At 69.3% G+C, this 22,952-nt stretch carries 16 protein-coding genes and 1 pseudogene; 6 read left to right on the top strand and 11 right to left on the bottom strand.

The genetic code is table 11. The features are described 5' to 3' along the window. Positions 1 to 4: 4 nt before the first annotated feature. From ON26_RS17645 to lexA, 4 genes are all read right to left on the bottom strand, one after another. Positions 5 to 2,155: an amylo-alpha-1,6-glucosidase gene (locus tag ON26_RS17645; RefSeq protein ID WP_040797280.1), complete on the bottom strand. Its 2,151-nt coding sequence runs from the start codon at positions 2,153 to 2,155 to the stop codon at positions 5 to 7. Continuing rightward, positions 2,155 to 3,198, bottom strand: coding sequence for a glycosyltransferase (locus ON26_RS17640; protein WP_444543701.1), 1,044 nt, complete (start codon positions 3,196 to 3,198; stop codon positions 2,155 to 2,157). The genes ON26_RS17645 and ON26_RS17640 overlap by 1 nt, the downstream gene beginning before the upstream one ends. 438 nt (positions 3,199 to 3,636) lie before the next feature. Continuing rightward, a complete protein-coding gene (locus tag ON26_RS17635; protein WP_051027183.1) occupies positions 3,637 to 4,488 on the bottom strand; it encodes an RNA polymerase sigma factor SigF in 852 nt (283 codons plus the stop codon). Positions 4,489 to 4,701: 213 nt separating this feature from the next. Beyond that, positions 4,702 to 5,430, bottom strand: a complete 729-nt coding sequence (gene lexA / locus ON26_RS17630) for a transcriptional repressor LexA (RefSeq protein ID WP_040797340.1) — start codon at positions 5,428 to 5,430, stop codon at positions 4,702 to 4,704. A gap of 387 nt (positions 5,431 to 5,817) precedes the next feature. On the opposite strand from lexA, the gene ON26_RS17625 reads away from it, so the two are divergent. The 3 genes from ON26_RS17625 to nrdR all read left to right on the top strand — a co-directional run bounded on the left by ON26_RS17625 (position 5,818) and on the right by nrdR (position 8,185). Beyond that, positions 5,818 to 6,246 carry a hypothetical protein gene (locus ON26_RS17625; RefSeq protein WP_157171928.1) on the top strand — a complete coding sequence of 143 codons (429 nt, stop codon included), beginning with the start codon at positions 5,818 to 5,820 and terminating at the stop codon, positions 6,244 to 6,246. 109 nt (positions 6,247 to 6,355) lie between these two features. Continuing rightward, on the top strand, positions 6,356 to 7,600 hold the full coding sequence (locus ON26_RS17620; RefSeq protein WP_040797278.1) for a hypothetical protein: 1,245 nt from the start codon (positions 6,356 to 6,358) through the stop codon (positions 7,598 to 7,600). Between the two features lie 114 nt (positions 7,601 to 7,714). Next, positions 7,715 to 8,185: a transcriptional regulator NrdR gene (gene nrdR / locus ON26_RS17615; RefSeq protein WP_040797277.1), complete on the top strand. Its 471-nt coding sequence runs from the start codon at positions 7,715 to 7,717 to the stop codon at positions 8,183 to 8,185. A gap of 51 nt (positions 8,186 to 8,236) precedes the next feature. On the opposite strand, the gene hrpA is transcribed toward nrdR, so the two are convergent. Next, on the bottom strand, positions 8,237 to 12,631 hold the full coding sequence (gene hrpA / locus ON26_RS17610; RefSeq protein ID WP_040797276.1) for an ATP-dependent RNA helicase HrpA: 4,395 nt from the start codon (positions 12,629 to 12,631) through the stop codon (positions 8,237 to 8,239). A gap of 127 nt (positions 12,632 to 12,758) precedes the next feature. Between hrpA and ON26_RS17605 the strand changes: the two genes are divergently transcribed. Both ON26_RS17605 and ON26_RS17600 read left to right on the top strand, forming a co-directional pair. Then, a complete protein-coding gene (locus tag ON26_RS17605) occupies positions 12,759 to 13,394 on the top strand; it encodes a Pr6Pr family membrane protein (protein WP_040797339.1) in 636 nt (211 codons plus the stop codon). A 186-nt stretch (positions 13,395 to 13,580) separates the two neighbouring features. Further along, complete coding sequence (locus ON26_RS17600; protein WP_040797338.1) at positions 13,581 to 15,209, top strand: acyl-CoA synthetase; 1,629 nt, start codon at positions 13,581 to 13,583, stop codon at positions 15,207 to 15,209. Between the two features lie 130 nt (positions 15,210 to 15,339). Here ON26_RS17600 and ahpD read toward each other — a convergent pair whose 3' ends face one another. Both ahpD and ON26_RS17590 read right to left on the bottom strand, forming a co-directional pair. Continuing rightward, positions 15,340 to 15,879: an alkylhydroperoxidase, AhpD family gene (gene ahpD, locus ON26_RS17595; RefSeq protein WP_040797275.1), complete on the bottom strand. Its 540-nt coding sequence runs from the start codon at positions 15,877 to 15,879 to the stop codon at positions 15,340 to 15,342. Positions 15,880 to 15,977: 98 nt separating this feature from the next. Beyond that, entirely contained in the window at positions 15,978 to 16,565 is a 588-nt protein-coding gene (locus ON26_RS17590) for a peroxiredoxin (RefSeq protein WP_040797274.1), read from the bottom strand. A 102-nt stretch (positions 16,566 to 16,667) separates the two neighbouring features. Here ON26_RS17590 and ON26_RS17585 point away from each other — a divergent pair, with 102 nt between their 5' ends. Beyond that, on the top strand, positions 16,668 to 17,579 hold the full coding sequence (locus ON26_RS17585) for a hydrogen peroxide-inducible genes activator (protein WP_040797273.1): 912 nt from the start codon (positions 16,668 to 16,670) through the stop codon (positions 17,577 to 17,579). Positions 17,580 to 17,660: 81 nt separating this feature from the next. Here ON26_RS17585 and speD read toward each other — a convergent pair whose 3' ends face one another. The 4 genes and pseudogenes from speD to ON26_RS17565 all read right to left on the bottom strand — a co-directional run. Further along, complete coding sequence (gene speD / locus ON26_RS17580) at positions 17,661 to 18,869, bottom strand: adenosylmethionine decarboxylase (protein WP_040797272.1); 1,209 nt, start codon at positions 18,867 to 18,869, stop codon at positions 17,661 to 17,663. Between the two features lie 8 nt (positions 18,870 to 18,877). Beyond that, positions 18,878 to 19,981: a type III PLP-dependent enzyme gene (locus ON26_RS17575; RefSeq protein ID WP_040797271.1), complete on the bottom strand. Its 1,104-nt coding sequence runs from the start codon at positions 19,979 to 19,981 to the stop codon at positions 18,878 to 18,880. 121 nt (positions 19,982 to 20,102) lie between these two features. Next, positions 20,103 to 22,610 (bottom strand): DEAD/DEAH box helicase, encoded by a 2,508-nt coding sequence (locus ON26_RS17570; RefSeq protein WP_040797270.1) that lies wholly within the window; start codon positions 22,608 to 22,610, stop codon positions 20,103 to 20,105. A 17-nt stretch (positions 22,611 to 22,627) separates the two neighbouring features. After that, a pseudogene (locus ON26_RS17565) lies at positions 22,628 to 22,952 on the bottom strand (PAC2 family protein); the annotation flags it as partial.

The following is a 22,952-nucleotide window of genomic DNA, read 5'->3' as shown; positions in this document are numbered from 1 at the left end:
CCGGTCACTCGGTCGCCACCGACACCTGGTCGTCGTCCCAGGGCTGGGTATCGCGCGAGCGCGCCGATCGGGCCGGTACCGCCTTGCGCAGCTCCCAGTCCTCGGGCAGCCCGGTGACTTCCGCGGAGTTGGCGTGCGCGGTGATGTGCACGGTCGCCGATCCGAGCCGCAGGTCGCCGATGCGCACCGTGCCCCAGTCCGAGGGCAGCCTCGGATGCAATATCAGGGTGCGTTGCGGCACGTCCGGTTCCAGGCCCAGCCAGGAGCGCAGCAGCAGCAAGGGCGTCGCGGCCGAGGTGGCGTGCGGCGCACAGGCCGCCGGATGCGGGACCGGGGTGGGGAATTCGGTGCGATCGAAGCCGCAGAACAGTTCCGGGAACCGGCCGTCGAAGAAGCCCGCGGCGTCGAGCAATCCCGCTGTCAGGGTCTCGGCGAGCGCGGTGGCTCCGGGAACGTGCCGGTAGCGCAGCAGCCCGGCGACCGCGATCGCGGTGTCGTGCGGCCAGACCCCGCCGTTGTGGTGGCTCATCGGGTTGTAGGCGGCCATGTCGGAACCGAGCGTGCGCAGCCCGAATCCGTTGCCCATCGACCGGCTCGCCAGCGATTCGATCAGTTGCGCGGCACGTTCGTCGGCGACGATGCCGGTCCACAGGCAGTGCGCGGGATTGCTGGTCATCGCGTCGATATGGGCCTTGTGCCCGTCCAGGCCGAGCGCGTAGTAGCCGCGTTCGGGGATCCAGAACGCCGCGTCGAAGCGCGCCTTGCGCTCGGCGGCGCACGCCCGCAGTCGTTCGGCATTGCGCTGGTCGCCGAAAGCGTCGGCCAGGTCGGCGCGCGCGAGTTCGGCAGCGTAGGCGTAACCCTGGACCTCGGCGAGGGCGATCGGCGGGTCCGCTCGGTGACCGTGCGCGTCGTTGATGCAGTCGCAGCTGTCCTTCCAGCTCTGGTTGATCAGCCCGCGATCGGTGTGCCTGCGGTATTCGACGAAGCCGTCGCCGTCGAGGTCGCCGTACTGATCGATCCAGGTCAGCGCGGCATCCGCGGCGGGCAGCAGCTTGCGCACATCGGCCGGATCGGCGCCCCAGCGCAGCGCCTCGCCGAGCAGCATGACGAACAGCGGCGTGGTGTCCACCGATCCGTAGCAGGCGCCCGCCCGGTCGGTGGCGCCTCCCGGCCCGTGGTGCACACGCAGGATGCGACCGGGTTCCTCCTCGGTGTGTGGATCGCAGGCGGCGCCCTGCAGCGCGGCCAGCCCGGTCAGGGTGCTGAGGGCGAGACCGGGATTCAGCGGCAGCGTCATCCAGGCGCTGAGCAGGCTGTCGCGGCCGGACAACTGGATCGACCAGGGCGCGCCCGCGGCGAGGTAGGCCGGTACGCCGTTCTCGTCGTGGATGGACAAGGCAGCCAGATCGCTCTCGGCGTAGGTGAGCACCCGGGCGAATTCCCTGGCGGTCGCGTGCACCCTGGTGGGGGTGTCGCGCCAGCTGACCGTGGGCTCGTCCGGCTCGCGCGGAGTCTCGGAGCCGACGAGCGGCATCCGGCGATAGCGGTTCACCGGCTGCACGCCCAGCTCGGTCTGCCAACGGCCCTGTGCGGGAATCACCGCGCGCCAGCGCAACAGACCCGGCGTCACTTTGGGCTCGCCGGTGGCGCGGACGGCGACCCCGTGCCCGGAGTCGCTGTCGTCGATGAACAGCATCTCCTCGCCGTTCACCGCGACATCGCCGCCGCCCGCCTCCGGTTTGCCGTGCTTGACGGCGGTCAGATCGGCGAAATCGGCGTCCACGTCCAGGGTCAGGGTGAGCGCGGTGTCCTCGTGACCGAGATTGCGCACCGTGATCGACTCGGTCAGGCCGTGCCCGAGAATGCGGTGGCGCTCGATCAGCACGGTGCTCGTGCACCCGGAATACGGGGTCACCCGCAACAGGAACCGGGTCTGTCCGGACCCGATGTTGTCGAAGGCGATCTGTTCGACGGCGCGGCCTTCCACGGTCAATTCCCACTGGGAGAGGACACGCGCGTTGCGGTAGAACAGGCCCTGGGTGGCGTCGCGGTGGATGTCGCCACACCGGTCGCTCACGCACAGGCAGCCGGTGTCGGCCTGCACCAGGCTGACCACGGCGGTACCGGCCAGCGGGCGCAGTGGCGCGGTCATCACCGCACCGCCGTGACGAGCGTGGACCGGGCGGCAGCCCGGGGCCGGACAGTCGTTTCACGGGAGCCCGCGACGGTCTCCAGATAGACCGCCTCGTAGCCGGCGGCCAGCCGATCCACGCAGAACAATCGCTCCACCCGGGTGCGGCAGGCGCGGGGATCGATCTCCTCGCTGCGCAGCATGTACTCCGGCAGGTCGGTGGCTTCGTCGCACACCCAGCCGGTGACGCCGTGCTCGACCACCTCCTCGACCGCGCCGCCGCGCATCGCGACGACCGGTGTGCCGCATGCCATCGCCTCGATCAACACCATGCCGAAGGGCTCCTCCCAGCGGATCGGGAAGAGCAGGCAGCGCGCGTCGGCCAGCAATGTGCGCTTCTGCGTCGAATCCGCTTCACCGAAGACCAGGTCGTCGTCGGTGAGCAACGGACGCACGCAGTCCTCGAAGAATTCTTTCTCGATCGGCTCGATGCATTTGGCGGCCAGAATCAACGGGACACCGGCCTCGTGCGCGGCGCGCACCGCGAGATCGGCTCCCTTGCATGGGGAGAAGCGGCCGAGAAACAGTGCGTAGGAATCCTTTTCGGCGCGAAACGGCCACTGACCCGGAACCACGGCGTTGTGTACCCGGCCCACCCAGTTCAGATCCGGCGCCAGCGCGCGCTGCCGATCGCTGATGGCCACCAGACCCGCCGTGCCCCCGATCCGGCGGTAGTACTCGGCGAATTCCCCGTCGACCGCACCGTGCACGGTCAGGACGGTCGGGATGCCGAGCCGATGGTAGGACGGCGCGTTGAGGACTCCGGCGAAAGTATGGTCGTGCAGCACGTCGATCGGCTCGGTCGCGGCGAGTTCCTCGACGGCCTGGCGCACTCGAAGGGCGTGCAGCACTTCGGGATACGCCTCGCCGAGCTGTTCGGCCGCGCCGCGCTCGGCGACCGCGACGAAGTCGGCTCCGGTGCCCGGCTCGCCCACCCCGATGAGGGTGACCCGATGACCGCGGGCGACGAGCGTGTCGGCCAGTTGCGCGACGACCGCCTCCACGCCCCCGTAACCGGTGGGCGGAACCTGGAAGTAGGGCGGAGCGACGAGCACGATGTGTAACCCGCCGCGCGGATCCGCCAGACCCGCCCCGTCGCCGCCGCGCGGCACCGAAGCAGACCTGCCGCCTCGCGGCACCGAACCAGAGTCCGAACCAGACCGAACGCCCACGACTCATCCTCCTGCATAGGGGGGTGGTGCATTTCCTGCCGAAAACACGTCCTGCGACTAGCACATGTCCTGCTGGAAAAACGTCACGCGCTGCGTGTCGAACAACGGTCCTGTGGCGAGCGGAGAAATCCGCGCGGACCTCGAAGCCATTCAACAGTGATAGCTATTCAACAGCAACTACCCGGGAATCGCGTGGATGAAACCGTGGCGGCAGTGCGGAGCGTGCCCACGGGTGACACGGCAACCCGCGGGCATGCGCGGCGTCGGCCCTCAGGCCACGGCGGCGACCGGCTCGGCCAGCGCCGATTCCCGGAGTTGGGTCAGGGTCCGGTTCAGGATGCGGGAGACCTGCATCTGCGACACACCCAGCCGCTCGGCGATCTGTGACTGGGTCAGCGAGTCGTAGAAGCGCCAGATCAAGACCTGGCGTTCACGCTCGGGCAGTGCCGCGATGAGCGGTCGCACCGCCATCGCATCCTCCATCAGCGTGTAGCAGGGCTCCTCGGAACCGAGGCTGTCGCCGACCGACAGGCCCGCGTTGCCGTCGTCGTCGCGGCCGACGGCATGCAGGGTGTTGGTGGAGTAGGCGTTCGCGGCGACCAGTGCGCGCGTCACGTCGACGAGCTCGATACCGAGCTCTTCGGCGATTTCGCGCGCCGAGGGCATCCGCCCGAGGCGCTGGGACAGGGTCTCGGTGGCCGGGCCGATCAGCGCCTGCAGTTCCTTGGCCCGGCGTGGTACCCGCAGTGCCCAGGTGTGATCGCGAAAGTGGCGGCGCACTTCGCCCATGATGGTCGGTACCGCGAACGCCAGGAATGAGCTGCCCCGGCTGACATCGAATCGATCCACTGCCTGCACCAGACCGAGGCGGGCGGTCTGATGCAGGTCGTCGAAGGCCTCTCCCCGGCCGGTGAATCGCCGTGCGATGTGGTCGGCGAGCGGCAGGCAGAGTTCGATGATGTGCTCGCGCAGTGCGTCTCTACGCGGATCGGTGCCCGACAGTGCGGCCAGCTCTTCGAACCGGGGTTCGATGTTGTCGTAGGTGTCTTCGGTGTGGCGGCTCTGTCGGCGTTCCTCGGAGCCGGTGTTCGCGGTCCGGGCGGGCGCGGCGGTCTCGCGCATGGGATATCTCCCTCGTGTGCTCTCTCGCTGCCGTTGGACTCGACTGACGAGGCAATACCCTCGACCCCAGCGACCAAACAGGTGTGTTCCGGAACTCCTTCAGAGCCCGGTACGCATGACTTCGGCCACCGCTTGCGGAGTCCAGGCCGTCTCGGCACCGGGCCGGGTGGCCAGGTAGTGGGCGATCTGCGCGGGCGGCCGGCCGTGCGACTATCAGACCTTACGGATGACGGTCACGACCTTGCCGAGAATGCGGGCGTCGTTACCCGGAATCGGTTCGAACAGGGGGTTGTGCGGCATCAGCCATACGTCCTTGCCGATGTGCTTGAACGTCTTGACCGTCGCCTCTCCGTCGATCATCGCTGCCACGATGTCACCGTTCTCGGCGACGTTCTGCTGGCGCACCACCACCCAGTCGCCGTCGCAGATCGCCGCGTCCACCATGGACTCGCCGACCACGCGCAGCAGGAACAGCGAGCCGTCGCCGACGAGTTCGCGCGGTAACGGGAAGACATCCTCGACCGCCTGCTCGGCGAGGATGGGGCCGCCCGCGGCGATCCGGCCGAGGACCGGCACGAAGGTGGGGGTCGGGTGAGCGGGGTCGGCAGCGGACTCGCCTGCCTCGGGTGCACCACCGGGCAGTGCGGTGACCGCACGCACCGCCTCGTCGAGCCCGCGGACGTCCACGGCGCGTGGCCGGTTGGGATCGCGGCGCAGATAGCCCTTGCGCTCGAGGGCCCGCAGCTGATGGGCGACCGAGGAGGTCGAGGTGAGGCCGACGGCGTCGCCGATCTCCCTGATGCTCGGCGGGTAGCCGCGCTCGCTCACCGACGACCGGATGACGTCGAGCACCTTGCGCTGACGCACGGTGAGATCCGCCCCGTTCAGGACGGGGTCGACGGCGACTCCGCTCTCTTCCACCGTGTCGTCTGTACGGCTCACCACAACCCGCCCTTCCCGTCGTCTGTCGTCGTGTCCGAATCTAGTCCGGCCGCAGGGAATCTTCAAACATCCGTTCGACTCGCGTCGGCGTTTGGTGGTGACAGCGCGGGTGTGCCGTGATAGAAATTCGAACATACGTTCTTCGAACATGTGAGCGAACAACGCGCCGGCTGTGCGCCCCGAACCGGGGGACCGCGAGTCCCCCGCCGATATCCCCATCACGACGGTTTCCCTGGAATTCCCACGGAGCCCCCACGGAGGTTTTGGCCGATGAACCACCAGATCCGTTCCCTCGCAGCGTTATCCGCAACCGCGCGGGGTCGCGGCTCGATCTCGGCGCCGGGGCTGCCGGGCGTGCGGCCTCGCGGCATCGCGCAAGGTTCCGCGGTGAGCGGCGACATCGTGGTATTCCCGGCGGTGGCATGTGCTCACGGGTCCGGCGGCGAGGGCGAGCGCGTCCTTCCGCTGCGTGGGCGACGCGTCGCCGGTCGCGACGTGCGGCGGGTGCGGCAGGTGGACCGCCGGCCGCTGGTCGGCAGGCCGGGCGGCGCGCCGGTGCGCTACGACCGGGTCCGCGTCGCGCCGCGTCGTCGTCCGCATCTTCCCTCGTCTGCCGCCCGCGTCGAGCGGGCGCAGGTGGGATTCGCGATCCTGGCGGTGGCGGCGCTGGTCACCGCGTTGTTCGTCGTCGCGATGCTGCTGCTGACGCAGTGGCGGGCGGGTACCCTCGCCGCCCCGTCGTCGCCGGCGAGCTACAGCCTGTCCGAACTTCCGCACGAGATCGAACACGTGTCATCTCGTGTATGGCAGCCCTGAGCTGGTTGTTCTTTCAGAAGTTGGCTTCTTTCTGAAACGTGTTGCTACTGTGCTGCGGATGTGACCCAGGCAGTTCCCCTGCCATGATCGACCTTCGGGGGCTCTCTCGATGACGCCGCGCACCACCGGATATGCCGTACGGGCCTGCTCCGTGCTCCTGCTGTGCCTGTCCGTCCTCGTCGCCGGGCTGCCCGCGGCCTCCGCCCAGCCTGCCTACGCGCGGTATCTGGATCTGCCGACCGTCAACGGCGACGGCGAGGCCGGTGGCGGCCTGCATCCGGCGCTGCCACTGGACGAGCCGGCGCTGCGTTCGGCGCTGGAGGCGGCGCGCGCCGACGGCATCGCGCCCTCGCGGTACGCGACGCTGCTGCACCAGTACTGGCTCGTGGTCGCGCTCGGCAATGCGCAGATCGACCCCGTGGCCTGGGATCCCGGCCACGGGGTGCGGCCCAACGAGCACACGTTCAACCAGGTCTACGTCAATTACCTGCGCCTGGCAGCCGCGCATCCCGGCTTCTATTGGGCGGGTCTGGCGGCCATCGCCGGTGGATCCTTCGCCTCCGGCTTCTTCGACGCCGGAGACATCGGCCGGGTGCTCGACGTTCCCGGCGTCCATGCGATCGGCAACGGTGTGGCCGACGCGCTGGCAGGTACTCCGGCGGAACTGGTCGAAGGACTGCCCGCCGACATCGCGACGCTGGTCACCGAGGGCGCACGGTTGTCCGCCGCGGACGTGGACTGGTACCGGACCCGGCTGATGATCATGCAGAAGCACATCTTCACCGATCTGGTGCCGATGCACGAGGCCTACCTCGCCGGAGGCCTGGCTGCCGTCGAGGAACTCGCCGCGGCCGGTGTGCTCGACGCCGATCTGCGGGACGGCTGGCGCGCGCTCGACGGCGGCACCCAGGAGGGCTACATCGACGCGTTGATCCGGATGACCGACCGGGAGCAGAACCGGATCGTCGCCGACCAGTGGGATGTCACCTCCTCCGGTCGCGACGGCATCGGCCGGGTGCTCACCTACATCAGCACCCTCGCCGCCAAGCCGGGCGTGCCCGGGGTGCGCGCACCAGGGGTGTTCTCCCCGGCCACCGTGCGCGCCACCGTCGATGGCCGTGAGCTGGCGCTGCGTACCCCACTGCCGGATTTCAACTGGGCCGACCGCGAGAGCCGCTGGGCCTACATCACCGGCGACCTGGTTCCCCGGCACATCGAACTGATGACGAACCGGCCGTTGGCGGCTCTCGTACTGGGCGAATCACACTGGCAGAAGCTGGCGAACGGCAGGCTGATCGCCCGTCTGCCCGACCTGCTCGCCGATCTCGGCACGCAGTGGCAAGTGCTGTCCTGAGTTCGGCAGGTAAACTCGGCATACTGCCTACCTGCCTGGACAACGTGCTCGCCGGGCTCGGCCACCCACGGGGGTGACCGGATGCGAGGGGCACGCACGGACGAAGGACCTCGGATGCATTGCCCGTACTGCCGACACCCCGACTCCCGGGTCGTCGACTCGCGCGAAGCCGAGGAAGGTGCGGCCATCCGCAGGCGGCGTTCCTGCCCCACCTGCGGGCGCCGGTTCACCACCGTCGAGACCGCCATCCTGTCGGTCGTGAAGCGCAGCGGCGTCACCGAGCCGTTCAGCCGTGAGAAGGTCATCCGTGGCGTGCGCCGTGCCTGCCAGGGGCGGGAGGTGGACGACGACGCGCTGAACATGCTGGCTCAGCAGGTCGAGGACGCGGTTCGCGCCAAGGGCTCTCCGGAGGTCCCCAGCCATGAGGTCGGCCTGGCCATCCTCGGCCCGCTGCGCGATCTCGACGAGGTGGCCTATCTGCGCTTCGCTTCGGTTTACCGGTCGTTCACCTCTGCCGAGGACTTCGAACGCGAGATCAGCGCCATGCGGGCGGCCAGGGCGGGCGCGGGCGCCTCGGCGGACTGAACGGCGGCGGGACCGAAGGCTGCGACCGAGCGCGGCCCGCGCCGCCGCGTATCAGCGGCGAATCGTGCTGACGGCTTTCTCGATGCGTTTCGCCGAGACCGGGTACGGGGTGCCGAGTTTCTGGGCGAACAGGCTCACGCGCAGTTCCTCGATCATCCACCAGATCTCCACGACGTCCGGGGCGGTGCGCCGGGATTCGGGCAACGCCTGCAACAACCGGTCGTAGGCGACCATCGCGCGGTCGACCTCGGCCATGCCCTGGCGGTCGCGCACGGCCGATCCGGGCAGCGCTTCGAGTCGCATCCGGGCGGCCCGCAGGTAGCGGGGCACCTCCCGCAGCCGGACACGGCCGAATTCCATGACGAAACCGGGGAAGACGAGTTCGTCCGATTGCGCGCGCACGTCCTCGGCGATGTCGGCCTCTCTCGTCTGCGCCAGCGCGGTGGACAGCCGGTGGGCTTCAACCAGCACCGGCACCACGAGCCGCACGAATGCGGCCACCGTGCTCGCCATCCGCGGCCGGACGGCCGCGAGCAGTTCCTGGAAGCGTTCGGGTTCGCGCACCGGCCCGCCCGCGGCGGCGATGAGTTCCTCGGCCGCGGCGGCGCGGCAGTCCTCGACGAGGGCGTCGAGCGATCCGTACGGATTTTGGCTCAGCGCGAGCCGGTCGGCCGAGGTGAGACCGGAGGTGACGGTGCGCACCGAGGTCGGGATCGCCTGCAGAACCAGGGCACGGGTGCCCGAGCGCATGGCCGCGGCCTGCTCGGCCGGGGAGCTGAGCACCCGGACCGCGACACCCTCACCCTCCGGAACCAGCGCCGGATACCCGGTCACCGTCTGACCGGCGACCTGCCTGCGCACCTTCTCGGGCACGGATCCCAGCGACTCCGAGGTCCACACCGTGGCGGGCGCGCGCTCGGCTCCCGCGGTCGCTCGGGCGACGGATCGGGAGACCTGTTCGGCCAGTCGGGTTTTCAGCTCGGTCAGGCTCTTGCCCGAGGCGAGCGCCGCGCCCGATCGGTCGACGGCGGCAAAGGTCATCCGCAGATGCGCGGGCAGCGCGGCGGGATCGAAGTCGGTGGGGGCGATCGTGACGCCGCCCAGCCTGGACAACTCTCTGGCCAGGCCGATGCGCAGCGGCTCGGCGCGCGGAGTGAGCGCCGCCAGCGCCGCGGCCGCGAAGTCCGGCGCGGGAACCACGCTGCGTCGCAGCGATTTCGGCAGCGTTTTGATGAGCGCGCCGACGAGTTCGGCGCGCATGCCCGGCACCAGCCAGTCGAAGCCGACCGGCCGGACGTGCGCGAGTTGTTCGACGGGAATGCGGATGGTCACGCCGTCGTCGTCCTGGCCCGGCTCGAACTGGTAGGTGAGTGGGAAGCTCAGCTCGCCCTGTCGCCAGGCGTCGGGAAAGTCGGTGGGGTCCAACGCGGCCGCGGTCTCGTTGACGACGGTCGTGGTGGTGAAGTCAAGCAGCTCGGCGTTCTCCCGCCTGGCCTTCTTCCACCAACTGTCGAAGTGACGCGCCGAGACGACATCGGCGGGAACGCGCTTGTCGTAGAACTCGAAGAGCACCTCGTCGTCGACGAGGATGTCGCGGCGCCGGGCGCGGTGTTCGAGATCGGCGACGTCCTCGAGCAATTCCCGGTTGCGATGGAAGAACCGGTGCTCGGTGCGCCACTCGCCCTGCACGAGGGCGTGACGGATGAACAACTCCCGCGACAGCTCCGGATCGATGCGCCCGTAATCCACCGGCCGCCCGGTGACCAGCGGAACGCCGTACAGGGTGACCCGTTCGTAGGCCTGCGCCGCGCCGCGCTTGGCCGACCAGTGCGGCTCGGAGTAGGTGCGCTTCACCAGGTGCCCGGCCAGCCGCTCGGCCCATTCCGGCTCCACCTTCGCCGCCATCCGGCCCCACAGGCGCGAAGTCTCCACCAGCTCGGCGGCCATGGCCCAGCGCGGCGGCTTCTTCGCCAGCGACGAGCCGGGGAAGATCATGAACTTCGCCCCGCGCGCGCCGAGGAATTCGCGTGACTCGGCTTCCCGGACGCCGATATGGGAGAGCATGCCAGCCAGCAGCGACTGGTGGATCGCGGCGGAATCCCAATCACCCTCCGGCACACCGGATTCACTCGCCGTCGAGTCGCCGCGCCGGGCGCCCGGACCGGCCTGCTGCACGCGCGGGGCGCCGCGGCGCGGACCGGAGTCCGCGGAAGCCGCCCGGAGCTTTCCGGACTTGCCTCGCCGTGACGACGATCCGCGCGGAAGTTCCCCGGAATCACCCGGTTTTTCCGTCTCACCGCCACGCCCGGCTTCCGGTCCGGCAGGCTGCCGGGGCGCAGCGCCGCGTGCGGAGGAATCCTTGGCGGTGGGATCCCGGCGATCCGAGGACCAGCCGAGCCCGCGGGTGATGGTCCGCAGCTGGCCGTGCAGATCCTGCCACTCCCTGATCCGCAGGTAGTGCAGGAACTCGTCACGACACATCCGTCGGAACTGGTTGGAGGACAGGGACTTTCGCTGCTCGGTGAGGTAGTCCCACAGTCGCAGGAAGGCCAGGAAGTCCGAGCCCTCCACGACGAATCGGGCATGCCGGGCGTCGGCGGCCTGTTGATGGTCGGCGGGCCGCTCGCGCACATCCTGGATGGACAGCGCCGCGACGATGACCAGCACATCGCTCAGACATCCGTTCCGGTTGGCCTGCACCAGCATTCGCGCCATCCGCGGATCCACGGGCAGCTGGGCCATCTCCCGGCCGATCGCGGTGAGCGCCATCCCGCCCGCGCCCTCGCGGCCGCGGGGCCTCCCGTGTGATGCGCGCCCCGCGTGCGCCGAGCTCGGCTCGGCCGATTCCGTACCCTCGGCACGAGCGCCGGCGCCGGGAGCCTCGTGCCCGTCGGCGCTGCCCGGATCAGCGCTGCCCCGATCGGCGCTGCTCGAAGCCGCGCCACTGGAACCGGCGCCGTCCGTCGCACTGTCGCCGGTCCCGGGGTTCGCGAGCGCGCCCAGCTCCTGGAGCAGAGCGATACCGTCGCGGATGGCGCGCCGGTCGGGTGCCTCGACGAACGGGAACTTCTCGATGTCGCCCAGGCCGAGCGCGGTCATCTGCAGGATGACCGCGGCCAGATTGGTGCGCAGGATCTCCGGTTCGGTGAAGGCGGGCCGGGACTCGAAGTCCTCCTCGGAGTACAGCCGGATGCAGATGCCGTCGGCGACGCGACCGCAGCGGCCCGAGCGCTGGCGGGCCGAGGCCTGGGACACCGGTTCGATCGGCAGCCGCTGCACCTTGGTTCGCAGCGAATAGCGAGAGATGCGCGCCGTGCCGGGATCGATCACGTAGCGGATGCCGGGCACGGTCAGCGAGGTCTCGGCGACGTTGGTGGCCAGTACCACCCGGCGGCCGGTGTGCGGAGCGAAAACCTTGTGCTGCTCGGCTGCCGAGAGCCGGGCGTAGAGCGGCACGATCTCGGTACGCGGCAGTTTCAGGTCGCGCAGGGCATCGGCGGTGTCGCGGATCTCGCGTTCGCCGGACAGGAACACCAGCACGTCCCCATCGCCCTCGGCGAAGAGTTCTCGCACGGCCTCGCCGATGGCGTCGACCGGATCGCGGTCGACGACAGTGGCCTCGGAATCGTCCTCGTCGTCGGCCTCGGCGGCGGGCAGTTCCAGGCTCAGCGGCCGGTAGCGGATCTCGACGGGATACGAGCGGCCCGAGACCTCGACGATCGGTGCGGGCGTGCCGTCCGGGGCGGCGAAATGGCGGGCGAAGAGTTCCGGGTCGATGGTGGCCGAGGTGATGATCACCTTCAGGTCCGGGCGTTGCGGGAGCAATTGCGCCAGGTAGCCGAGCAGGAAGTCGATATTGAGGCTGCGTTCGTGCGCCTCGTCGATGATGATCGTGTCGTAGCGTCGCAGCAGCCGGTCGCGCTGGATCTCGGCGAGCAGGATGCCGTCGGTCATGAGCTTGACCAGTGTGTTCTCGGAGACCTGATCGGTGAAGCGCACCGTGTAGCCGACCGTCTCGCCGAGCTCGGTACCCAGCTCCTCGGCGATTCGCTCGGCGACCGTGCGGGCCGCCAGCCTGCGCGGCTGGGTGTGGCCGATGACTCCGCGTACGCCGCGCCCGAGCTCGAGGCAGATCTTGGGGATCTGGGTGGTCTTGCCCGAGCCGGTCTCACCGGCCACCACGACGACCTGGTTGGCGGCGATGGCGGCGGCGATGTCGTCACGGCGCGCGCTGACCGGCAGCTGTTCCGGGTAGCTGATTCGCGGGATCGACGCGCGCCTGGACTCGATGCGTGCCTCGGCGGCGGCGATATCGGCGGCGATCCCGTCGAGGTCGGCGGCCCGTGCGCGGTCGAGCCTACGGCGCAGCCGGTGTTCGTCGCGGAGGGAGAGATTCGCCAGGCGGGTGCGGAGCTCGCGGGTTCCGGTGGTAGCTGTCCTGGTCATTGCATCCACCAGACTACCGGGCGGGCCGGTGTGGCTGTCCGCCGCGGCTCTCGCACACGGTAACCGGGGGTTCGCCGTCCGGCTCGATCTGCCGGTCCGGGCGGTTCCGGTGTGCGAGGATCGGCGCATGGACGCCGGTTCGGGCACCGCGCGGTGGATTCGGGGGTCGCGCATCGTCTTCGCACTGCTGGGAGTCATGGCGCTGGCGTGGATACCGTTGCGCAACCGGGGCGAAGGCGAGTTCTCCGGCGCGAACTATGTCAGCTACTTCACCATCCAATCCGCGGTGCTGGGCGTGCTGGTGCTGCTGATCGGCGGTCTGGGTGACCCGAGTGGCAGGCGCTGGCAGCTCGTCCGGGGCGCGGCCACGCTGTATCTGATGATCACCGGCGTGGTCTACGCGATACTGCTGGCCGATGTCGACGTCATGCTCACCGACCGGTGGATCAACGACATCCTGCACCGCATCCTGCCCCTCGTGCTGGTCGCGGATTGGATTGTCGCTCCGGTCGCGCTCGGCATCGCCGGCCGGTTGATCGGCGGGTGGCTGCTCTATCCGGCTGGCTACGCGGTCTACACGCTGGCCAGGGGGCGGGTCGTCGACTGGTATCCGTATCCGTTTCTCGACCCGCGCACGCAGGGCTACGTCTCGTTGACGATGGGGCTGATCATGCTGGCGGGGGTATTCGCCCTACTGGCGGTCGCGGTCGTCGCGCTCGGCGGGCTGGCGGCATATCGGCGCGAACCGGTCTCGGTGTCCTGATCGGCGCGCTGTCTCTCGACGGGCGCCTCGGCCGCGACCTAGGGTGGAGACATTCGTCGCGGGACTCGGGATGGTGCGTGCTCGGAACGTGCGCCCGCGCGGCGGAACACGCAGGTGTGCCGGGGATTTCGCGTCCGGTGACCGGTGTCCAGGAGGTGTGTGAGCGTGTGGGGTGAGGGGAGCGCGGTGACGAAGACGGTGGCGGCGGGCACCGGCATCGTCCGGCGGGTCGTCGGCGAGACCTACGCGGCGGGACTGGCGGTCCGGGCAGGCCTGGTGACCCCGGAACGGCCCGACCGGCTCGCCCGGATGGGGTTGGCGGTGGCGCGTTCGGGCCTGCTGGGCGGCCTGGCCACGGTGGCCGCGCTGCGGTACCGCGACCGCGCCGCGCTGATCGACGAGCGCGGCAGCGTCAGCTTCCGGGAACTCGACGAGCGCACCACGGCGCTGGCCAATGCCTGGCGGGCCCGCGGCCTGCGCGACGGCGAGGGAGTGGCCGTGCTGACCCGCAATCACCGGGGCTTCCACTATGCGGTGTTCGCCGCTGCCAAGTGCGGCGCTCGAATCATCTTGCTCAACACCGATTTCGGGGCCGGGCAGCTGCGCGAGGTGATGACCCGCGAACAGGTGGATCTGCTGGTCTGCGACGACGAGTTCACCGCGCTGCTCGGCGAGCACCGCCCGCGCCGCGGCCGCTATCGGGCGTGGACCGACAGCCCGGCGATCGACACCCTCGACAACCTCATCGCGGGCGGTTCGCGCGCCCCGGTTCGCAGCCCGCGCACCACTGCCCGGATCGTGCTGCTCACCAGCGGAACCACCGGAACGCCGAAGGGCGCCCCGCGCGGTGAACCGACCTCGCTGACCCCGCTCGGCGGCATACTCGGCCGAGTTCCGTTGCGCGCCGGACAGGTTGTCGAATGCCCGGCGCCGCTGTTCCACACCCTCGGCTTCGCGCACGCGATGATGGCGGTCGGGTTCGGCTCCACCTTGGTGATCCGTCGCCGGTTCGATCCGGGCGCGGTACTCGGCAGCCTCGCCGCGCACCGCGCCCACACCCTCGTCGTGGTGCCGGTCATGCTGGCGCGCATGGTCGACGCCTGCCCGGATGCGCGCGCCCGCTACGACCTGTCGCGGCTGCGGGTCGTGTTCGTCGCCGGCTCGCAACTGGGCGCGGCGCTGTACGAACGGGCGGTCGAGGCGTTCGGACCGGTGATCTACAACGTCTACGGCTCCACCGAAGCCGCCTACGCGACCATCGCGACCCCGGCCGATCTGGCCGCCGCGCCGGGGTGCGTGGGGCCTCCGGTGCCCGGTGCGGTTGTGAAGATCCTCGGCGACGACGGTCGTGAGGTGCCCGCCGGGCGGACCGGACGCATCTTCGTCGGCAACGACTACCAGTTCGAGGGCTACACCGGCGGCGGTGACAAGGAGCGGGTGCGCGGACTGATGTCCACCGGTGACGTCGGGCATTTCGATCGTGCGGGCCGGTTGTTCGTCGACGGCCGTGACGACGACATGATCGTCTCCGGCGGTGAGAACGTCTTCCCCGGCGAGGTTGAGGAATTGCTGGCCGCGCACCCCGCGGTGGCCGATGTCAGTGCGTTCGGAGTGGACGACGCAGAATACGGCCAGCGCCTGCGGGTGGCCGTGGTCCTCCGCGCCGGGCACGTGCTCAGCGCCGAGGACATCCGAGACCACGTGCGCACCCGGCTGGCCCGCTACAAGGTGCCGCGCGATGTGCTCTTCCTCGACGAACTGCCGCGGAATCCGAGCGGCAAGGTGCTGGTGCGACAGTTGCGCGAGCTGCCATGACCGGACGCCGGAGCGGCGAAAACCCGTGCCGGATCGGCGAAAACCTCCGAGGCCCGCGAAGCCGAGCCGGAGAACGGCGAAGGCCCGCCGCGGAAGCGGCGGGCCTTCGTGCTCGGGTGGAACTGCCGGATCAGACCGACGCGGCGGCGAGCGCCTCGGTGGACTGCACGGCCTGGCCGACGCCCGCCACGATCGCGGCGACGCGCAGCGACTCGAAGATCACCTCACGGGACACGCCCGCCTCACGCAGGGTGTGCTCATGCGCCTCGAGGCAGTGCGCGCAGCCGTTGATCGAGGAGACCGCGAAGGACCACAGCTCGAAATCGGCCTTGTCCACGCCCGGGTTGCCGATGATCTGCATGCGCAGACCTGCCCGCAGGTCGTCGTAGCGACCGTCCAGGAATGCCTTGCCCCGGTAGAACACGTTGTTCATGCCCATGATCGAGGCCGCGCCGAGGGCGGCGTTGTAGGCCTCCTCCGACAGCACGTCGGCAGCTTCCTCGGCGATCTCGCGCAGCGTGGTGGCCGAGCGGGTGGCCGCGGCCGAGGCGAGCAGGGTGCCCCACAGCTGCTGCTCGTTCAGCACGGTGGTCCGTGCGATGGAGGACAGATTGAGCTTGAGGTCCTTGGCGTACTCGGGGAGGGAGTTCTTCAGGTTCTCAACGCTCATTCTTCATGACCTCTTTCGCGATAGGCCGCCGTCCGTCGGGCGGCAGGGGTGGGAGCTCCCCGAAGGGAGTGGAGATGGGAGGGGTGGGTCGGTTCGACTCAGACGCTGGCGGCGAGCAGTTCGCCGGCGTTGATGGTCGGGTCGCCCTTCTTCCAGTTGCAGGCGCACAGCTCGTCGGACTGCAGGGCGTCGAGCACACGCAGCACCTCGTCGACATTGCGGCCGACCGAACCGGCGGTCACCGAGACGAACTGGATCTCGTTGTTCGGGTCGACGATGAAGGTCGCGCGGTCGGCGACGCCGTCGGCGTTGAGCACACCGGTCGCGGTGGCCAGCTCACGCTTGAGGTCCGACAGGATGGGGAAGGGGAGGGTCTTGAGATCCTCGTGCTGGGCGCGCCACTGGAAGTGCACGAACTCGTTGTCCACCGAAGCGCCGAGCACCTGGGCGTCGCGGTCGGCGAACTCGTCGTTCAGCTTGCCGAAGGCGGCGATCTCGGTGGGGCAGACGAAGGTGAAGTCCTTCGGCCAGAAGAAGACGATGCGCCACTTGCCCGCGTAGTCGTCGCTGGTGACCTGGGTGAAGTAGTCGTCGGGCTGCTGAGCGTCGACCTTCGACAGGTCACCGCCGATCACCGCGGTGAGGTTGTACGCCGGGAACTGGTCGCCGATGGTCAGCAGGGCCATGCTGTTTCTCCTCGTTCTATTCGGTGAATTCACGCTTCCGTACCAATCTTGCCGAGTACGCTTCAAAAGGTAAAGGTGATGGGTGGCACTAGACTGATAGGTATGAACGATCAGACTTATCAGCCGACCCTGTCACAGCTGCGTGCGTTCGCGGCAATCGCCGAGCATCGTCATTTCGGCACGGCCGCTTCGCGTTTGGGTGTGAGTCAACCCACACTCTCGCAGGCGCTCGCCGCACTGGAGAACGGGCTCGGACTGCAGCTGATCGAACGCAGCACCCGGCGGGTGCTCGTCACCGCCGCCGGAATGCGGTTGCTGCCGCAGGCGATCGCCACCCTCGAAGCCGCCGACCGCTTCGTCGCCTCGGCCACCGGCGACGTCCTCGGCGGGCCGTTGCGGATCGGCATCATCCCGACGGTGGCGCCCTACATTCTGCCGGGCCTGCTCCGGCCGCTGCTCGACCGGCTGCCCACCCTGGTGCCGCAGATCGTGGAGGACCAGACCGCCCGGCTGCTCGAGGGGCTGCGCACCGGCGTACTCGACGTCGCGCTGCTCGCACTGCCCGGCGACGGGCCCGGGCTGACCGAGATTCCCTTGTTCACCGAAGAATTCGTGCTGGTCACACCCCCCGGACACCCGCTGGCAGGGCGGGCCGACCTGGCTCCCGCCGTACTGTCCGGGTTGCCCTTGCTGTTGCTCGACGAAGGGCACTGCCTGCGCGACCAGACGTTGGAACTGTGTCGCAGCACATCGGTGGATCCACCGCCCGCTGGGGGCGACACCAGAGCGGCCTCTCTGGCGACAGTGGTGCAGTGCGTGGCCGGCGGGCTCGGCGTGACGCTCATTCCCGAGATGGCCGTGGCCACCGAGACCGGGCGCGGGAGACTGGAAGTCGCGCGGTTCGCCGCCCCGGCGCCGGGGCGCACGATCGGGCTGGTGTTCCGGTCCTCGAGCGCTCGCGCGCCGGACTACGAATACCTGGCCGCGATCATCCGGGCGCACCGGCCGATGTGACCCGCGCGGCCGGATGCGCGAACGCGAACGGCGCCGGACAGCCGTAGCGGTCCGACGCCGTCGAGGCGGATTCGCGAGGGTTCAGCGACCCGCGCGCAACGAGTACGGTTCGATCGCACCGCGCACGAGGGCGCGGGCGTCGACCGTCTCCGGGCGGTACGGCAGGGTGACCAGGCGGTCGACCATGCCGGGCACCGGATCGTCGATCTTGTCGACCAGGCCGAACAGGAACGACCACTCGTGCTCGTCGCTGCCGTAGTGCACGACGGTGCCGAACTGCTCGTGGAACCGCTTCCAGGACCGTTCGAGGGTCTCGTTGCGCCACATCGTCGCGCAGCCGGCCTGCGCGCTGAGCACCCCGCCGGGCGCGAGCAGCGCTTTGCAGCGGGACAGGAACTCCGCCTCGTACAGACGGTTGTGCTGGGCATCCTCCACGCGCTCGTCGGGCAGGTCGATGACGATGACGTCGTAGCGGGTGCCCGACTGCTGCGCCTTCGCCAGGAAGTCCCAGCCGTCGGCGTAGTGCACGGTGATCGGCCCCTCGCCGCGCACGGCGGCGGCGAGTTCGTCGCTGGTGTAGCCGTAGGGCAGATGCTGCGCGCACAGCTCGACCTCGAGCTGATCGATGTCGACATGGTCCACGCGGGTGGCGCCCGCCGCGACCGACATCTGGCTGGCCACGCCCTCGCCGGAGCCGATGATCAGTACCGAGTCCAGCTTCTCCGCGAGCACGAAGGCCGGAACCATCATGGCCTCGTGGTAGGTGAGCTGGGAGAACTCGGTGGACTGACGGTCGTCGTCGGAGAACAGGCTGATGCCCTGCTCGGTACGCGCGATCACCATGTGCTGGAAGGGGGTGTTCGTATCGACGATCACCTCGTGCAGATCCCAGATCCTGGTCAGGCCTGCGCCGACCGGCTCTTCGATCCGCTGCGAGCCGTGCCCGCGCTGGATGACCCGGGTATGGACCGTCTTCGGGGACAGTGCGTCCCGCAGCAGGTCCACGGCCTTCGTCGCGCCCGCACCGATGCTGCCGCAGGTGAAGACGTCGACGAAGATCTCGCCGGACTCCGGATAGGTGTGAATCGAGGCGTGGGACTCCGACAACAGCGCGAGGACGGTCACCCCCTGCGGTTCGAACTTCTTGTGTACGACATCGCAGATGGTGACGCCCGCCGCGATCAGAGACTCACGCAACGCCGATTCGAGTCGTTCGAGATCGTCGCACAGGTCTGTGTCGACACCACCGAACTCGGCCAGCACATGCCAACCGGTGAATTCCGCCGTCATAGGCAAACTCACTCTCGCTCAGCGCCCGAGACATGAACGGTCAAGGGCGGAAAACCATTGAAGGACACCGACGAATAACTCGCGGTATATGCGCCGGTGTCGAGGATCTGGACGCGATCACCGGCTCGCAACGTGGTCGGCAGAAGGACCCGCGTGCGTTGATACAGTACATCGTCGCCGTCACAGGTAGGACCGGCCACTACCGCCTCGTCGACGGGGTCTCCGTCGCGTTCGGTGACGAATCGGTAGGCGATGTACTCGTTCTCCGTCTCGGCCATTCCGTTGTAGCGGCCGATGTCGAGATAGACCCAGCGCCGCCCGTCCGGCGCGATGCGCACCGCGACGACCTCGGCGTGGATGGTGCCCGCGTTGCCGACCAGCGCCCGCCCCGGTTCGACGACCAGGGCGGCGTCCGCGGGCAGGCAGCGCAGGGCGGTCTCGGTGATCACGGTGGCGATCTCGCCGAGGTCTGGCGCGGCGTCGGCGTAGGCGATCGGCAGCCCGCCGCCGATGTTCACCGAGGTGACCGGAATCTCTTTGTCGGCCAGCGCTTTCGCGATCTGCCCGGCCTGCTCGATGCCGATCCGCCAGGCGTTCGGGTCCAGTTGCTGCGAGCCCACGTGGAAGTACGGCCCGGCCGGAGACAGCCCGAGGTCGCGGGCGCGCACCAGCAGCCGCAGCGCTTCCTCGGGCGCGCAGCCGAACTTGGTGCCGAAGGGCGTACGCGACTGCGGGGCCGAGGCCAGGAAGCGGCACTCCACCTCCGAGGCCGGCGCGTGCTCGGCGATCCGGAGCAGGTCCTCCTCGGTGTCGAAGGCGTAGCGGCGTACCCCGTCGGCGTAGGCGCGAGCGATGTCGGCGGCCTTCTTCACCGTGTTGCCATAGCAGAGTTTGCCGGCGGCCACGCCCAGCTCGAGGCACAGCGCGATCTCGCCGATGCTCGCCACGTCGAACTCCGCGCCCTCGTCGTCGAGCAACCGGATCAGCTCCGGCACCGGACTCGCCTTCACCGCGTACCGGATGCGCGCACGACCGGACATCGCGGCATCGAGTGCGCGGTAATTCCGGCGGACACGCTCCGGGTGGATGACAAGGTACGGAGATTCGGGCATAGTTGAACTTTCGCGTGGGCACTTTCGCGTGGGCAGCAGCGCAGAGAGTATCAGCGGCCCCGACCCGGAAACGAATCCGTGGCCGCCGCTCGTCGGCGTCCGGCCGCCGACGCTTTCGCGGTCAGCCCGCCACTACCGTGACCTCGTCGAACACGACCTCGCCCGCCGCATCCGAGGCTTCCAGATCCACCACCGCGCGCACCGACCAGCCGTGATCGCCCGCCGGATCGTCGAGCGTCTGGCGCACATCCCAGAACCCCGCGCGCTGCTCGACCTGGAACAACCGCGGCCCCCGGGCGTTCTGATCCGTGCCGATGCCGTCGTACTCGGCGAAGTACGGTTCCAGCGCACTCTCCCAGTCCGGGCCGATGCCGTCTTCGTCGAGCGCGTCCAGTTCGTCCCAGCGCCTGCGGGCGGCCAGCTCCACGCGCCGGAACATCGCGTTGCGTACCAGCACCCGGAAGGAACGCTCGTTGGCGGTGATCGGCCGGACGCTCTCCGCGCCGAAGGCGACCTGATCCGCGTCGGTCTCCGCGCCGGGGTCGGTGAGCTGTTCCCATTCGTCCAGCAGGCTCGAATCCACCTGCCGGACGAGCTCGCCGAGCCACTCCACGATGTCGTCGAGCTCCTCGGTACGCGCCGCATCGGGCACGGTGCGGCGCAGCGCGCGATAGGCGTCGGCCAGGTAGCGCAGCACCACGCCCTCCGAGCGGGCCAGCTCGTAGTAGGAGATCAGCTCGGCGAAGGTCATGGCGCGCTCGATCATGTCGCGCACCACCGACTTCGGGGAGGGGGCGAATTCCGAGACCCACGGATGGCCGGCGCGGTAGGTCTCGTAGGCAGGCTCGATCAGCTCGGCCAGCGGCTTGGGCCAGGTCACCTCTTCGAGCAGTTCCATCCGCTCGTCGTAGTCGATGCCGTCGGCCTTCATCTCCGCGATCGCCTCGCCGCGCGCCTTGTGCTGCTGGGCCATCACCAGCTGGCGCGGATCCTCGAGCGTCGACTCGATCAGCGAGATGACATCGAGGGTGTAGGTGGGGGAGTCCTTGTCGAGCAGTTCGAACGCCGCCAGGGCGAAGGGGGACAGCGGCTGGTCGAGGGCGAAATCGCGCTGCAGATCCACGGTCAGCCGGGCGTAGCGGCCCTGAGCGTCGGGCTCGTCGAGTTGCTGCACGACGCCCGCGTCGCGCAGGGCGCGGTACAGCCGGACGGCGCGCACGATGTGCCTGCGTTGGGCCGGGCGCGGTTCGTGATTGTCCTCGAGCAGATGGCGCATCGCCCGGAAGCAGTTGCCGGGCCGGGCGATGACGTTCAGCAGCATCGCATTGGTGACCTTGAAGCGCGACACCATCGGCTCGGGCGTGGCCGCGACCAGACGATCGAAGGTCTCCTCGCTCCAGGAGACGAAACCCTCCGGCGGTTTGCGCCGCTGGACCTTGCGCTGCTTCTTCGGATCGTCGCCCGCCTTGGCCAGCAGCCGCGCGTTCTCCACCTCGTGCTCGGGCGCCTGCACGACCACCGAACCCACGGTGTCGTAGCCCGCGCGGCCCGCGCGTCCGGCGATCTGGTGGAATTCGCGCGCGTTCAGCCTGCGGGTGCGCACACCGTCGTACTTGGTCAGACCGGTCAGCAACACGGTGCGGATCGGCACATTGATGCCGACACCGAGAGTATCGGTGCCACACACCACCTTCAGTAATCCGTCCTGGGCGAGCTTCTCCACCAGCCTGCGGTACTTGGGCAGCATGCCCGCGTGGTGCACGCCGATGCCATGACGTATCAACCGCGACAGCGTCTTGCCGAAGCCGGCGGCGAAGCGGAAATTCCCGATGGCCGCCGCGATGGCGTCCTTCTCGGCGCGGGTGGCGAAATTGACGCTGGTGAGTGCCTGGGCCCGCTCCAGCGCGGCGGCCTGGGTGAAGTGCACGACATAGACCGGCGCCTGATGGGTGGTGACCAGTTCCTCGAGCGTCTCGGTGATCGGCGTGCGCACATACGAGAAATGCAGTGGCACCGGACGTTCCGCGCCGGCCACGATCGCGGTCTCGCGTCCGGTGCGCCGCCGCAGATCCTCGGCGAAGAAGTCGACGGCGCCGAGCGTCGCCGACATGAGCAGGAACTGCGCGCGCGGCAACTCCAGCAGCGGCACCTGCCAGGCCCAGCCGCGATCCGGGTCGGAATAGAAGTGGAACTCGTCCATCACGACCTGGCCGACCTCGGCGTCGGCGCCCTGGCGCAACGCCAGGTTCGCCAGGATCTCGGCGGTCGCGCAGATGATCGGCGCATCGGCGTTGACCGCCGCGTCACCGGTCACCATGCCGACCTTGTCCGCGCCGAACACCTCGCACAGCGCGAAGAATTTCTCGCTGACCAGCGCCTTGATCGGTGCGGTGTAGTAGCTGCGGATGCCCTGGGTCAGTGCGAACAGGTGGGCGGCCACCGCGACCAGTGACTTACCGGAACCGGTGGGCGTCGCCAGAATGACGTTGGCTCCGGCGGCGAGCTCGAGCACCGCCTCGTCCTGCGCCGGATACAGTGGCGTGCCCTGCTCGGCGGCCCACATGCCGAACGACTCGTACAGCGCGTCGGCGTCGGTCCCTGGAATGTCGAGCAGCTCGGTCAGATCCACTCCGAGCAGCTTACGGATCAGTCCTCGTCGTTGTCGTAACCGGCCTGCTCGGCAAGGAAACGTTCGAACTCCGCACCCAGTTCGTCGCCGCTGGGCAGCTCCTGATCGGCGGCGAGCAGGCTGGACTGGCGTTCCTGCGCGGTCACGAAGCTGTCGTACTGGCGCTCGAGCGCCTGCACCACGGTCTCGACCTCGGGATTGCCCGCGATGTGCTCGTTCACCTGCTCGAGCACCCGCGCCGCGGATTCACCCAGCGCGGCCAGCGGCAGCTCCAGGCCCGCATTGCCCGCCACGTTCTCCAGCAGTGTCTGCGCGGCGGCCGGGTAGGCGGTCTGGGCCAGG

Origin of the sequence: Nocardia higoensis NBRC 100133, assembly GCF_000308595.1 — a bacterium.
GTDB lineage: Bacteria > Actinomycetota > Actinomycetes > Mycobacteriales > Mycobacteriaceae > Nocardia > Nocardia higoensis.
This window is presented reverse-complemented; position numbering and strand designations above follow the sequence as displayed.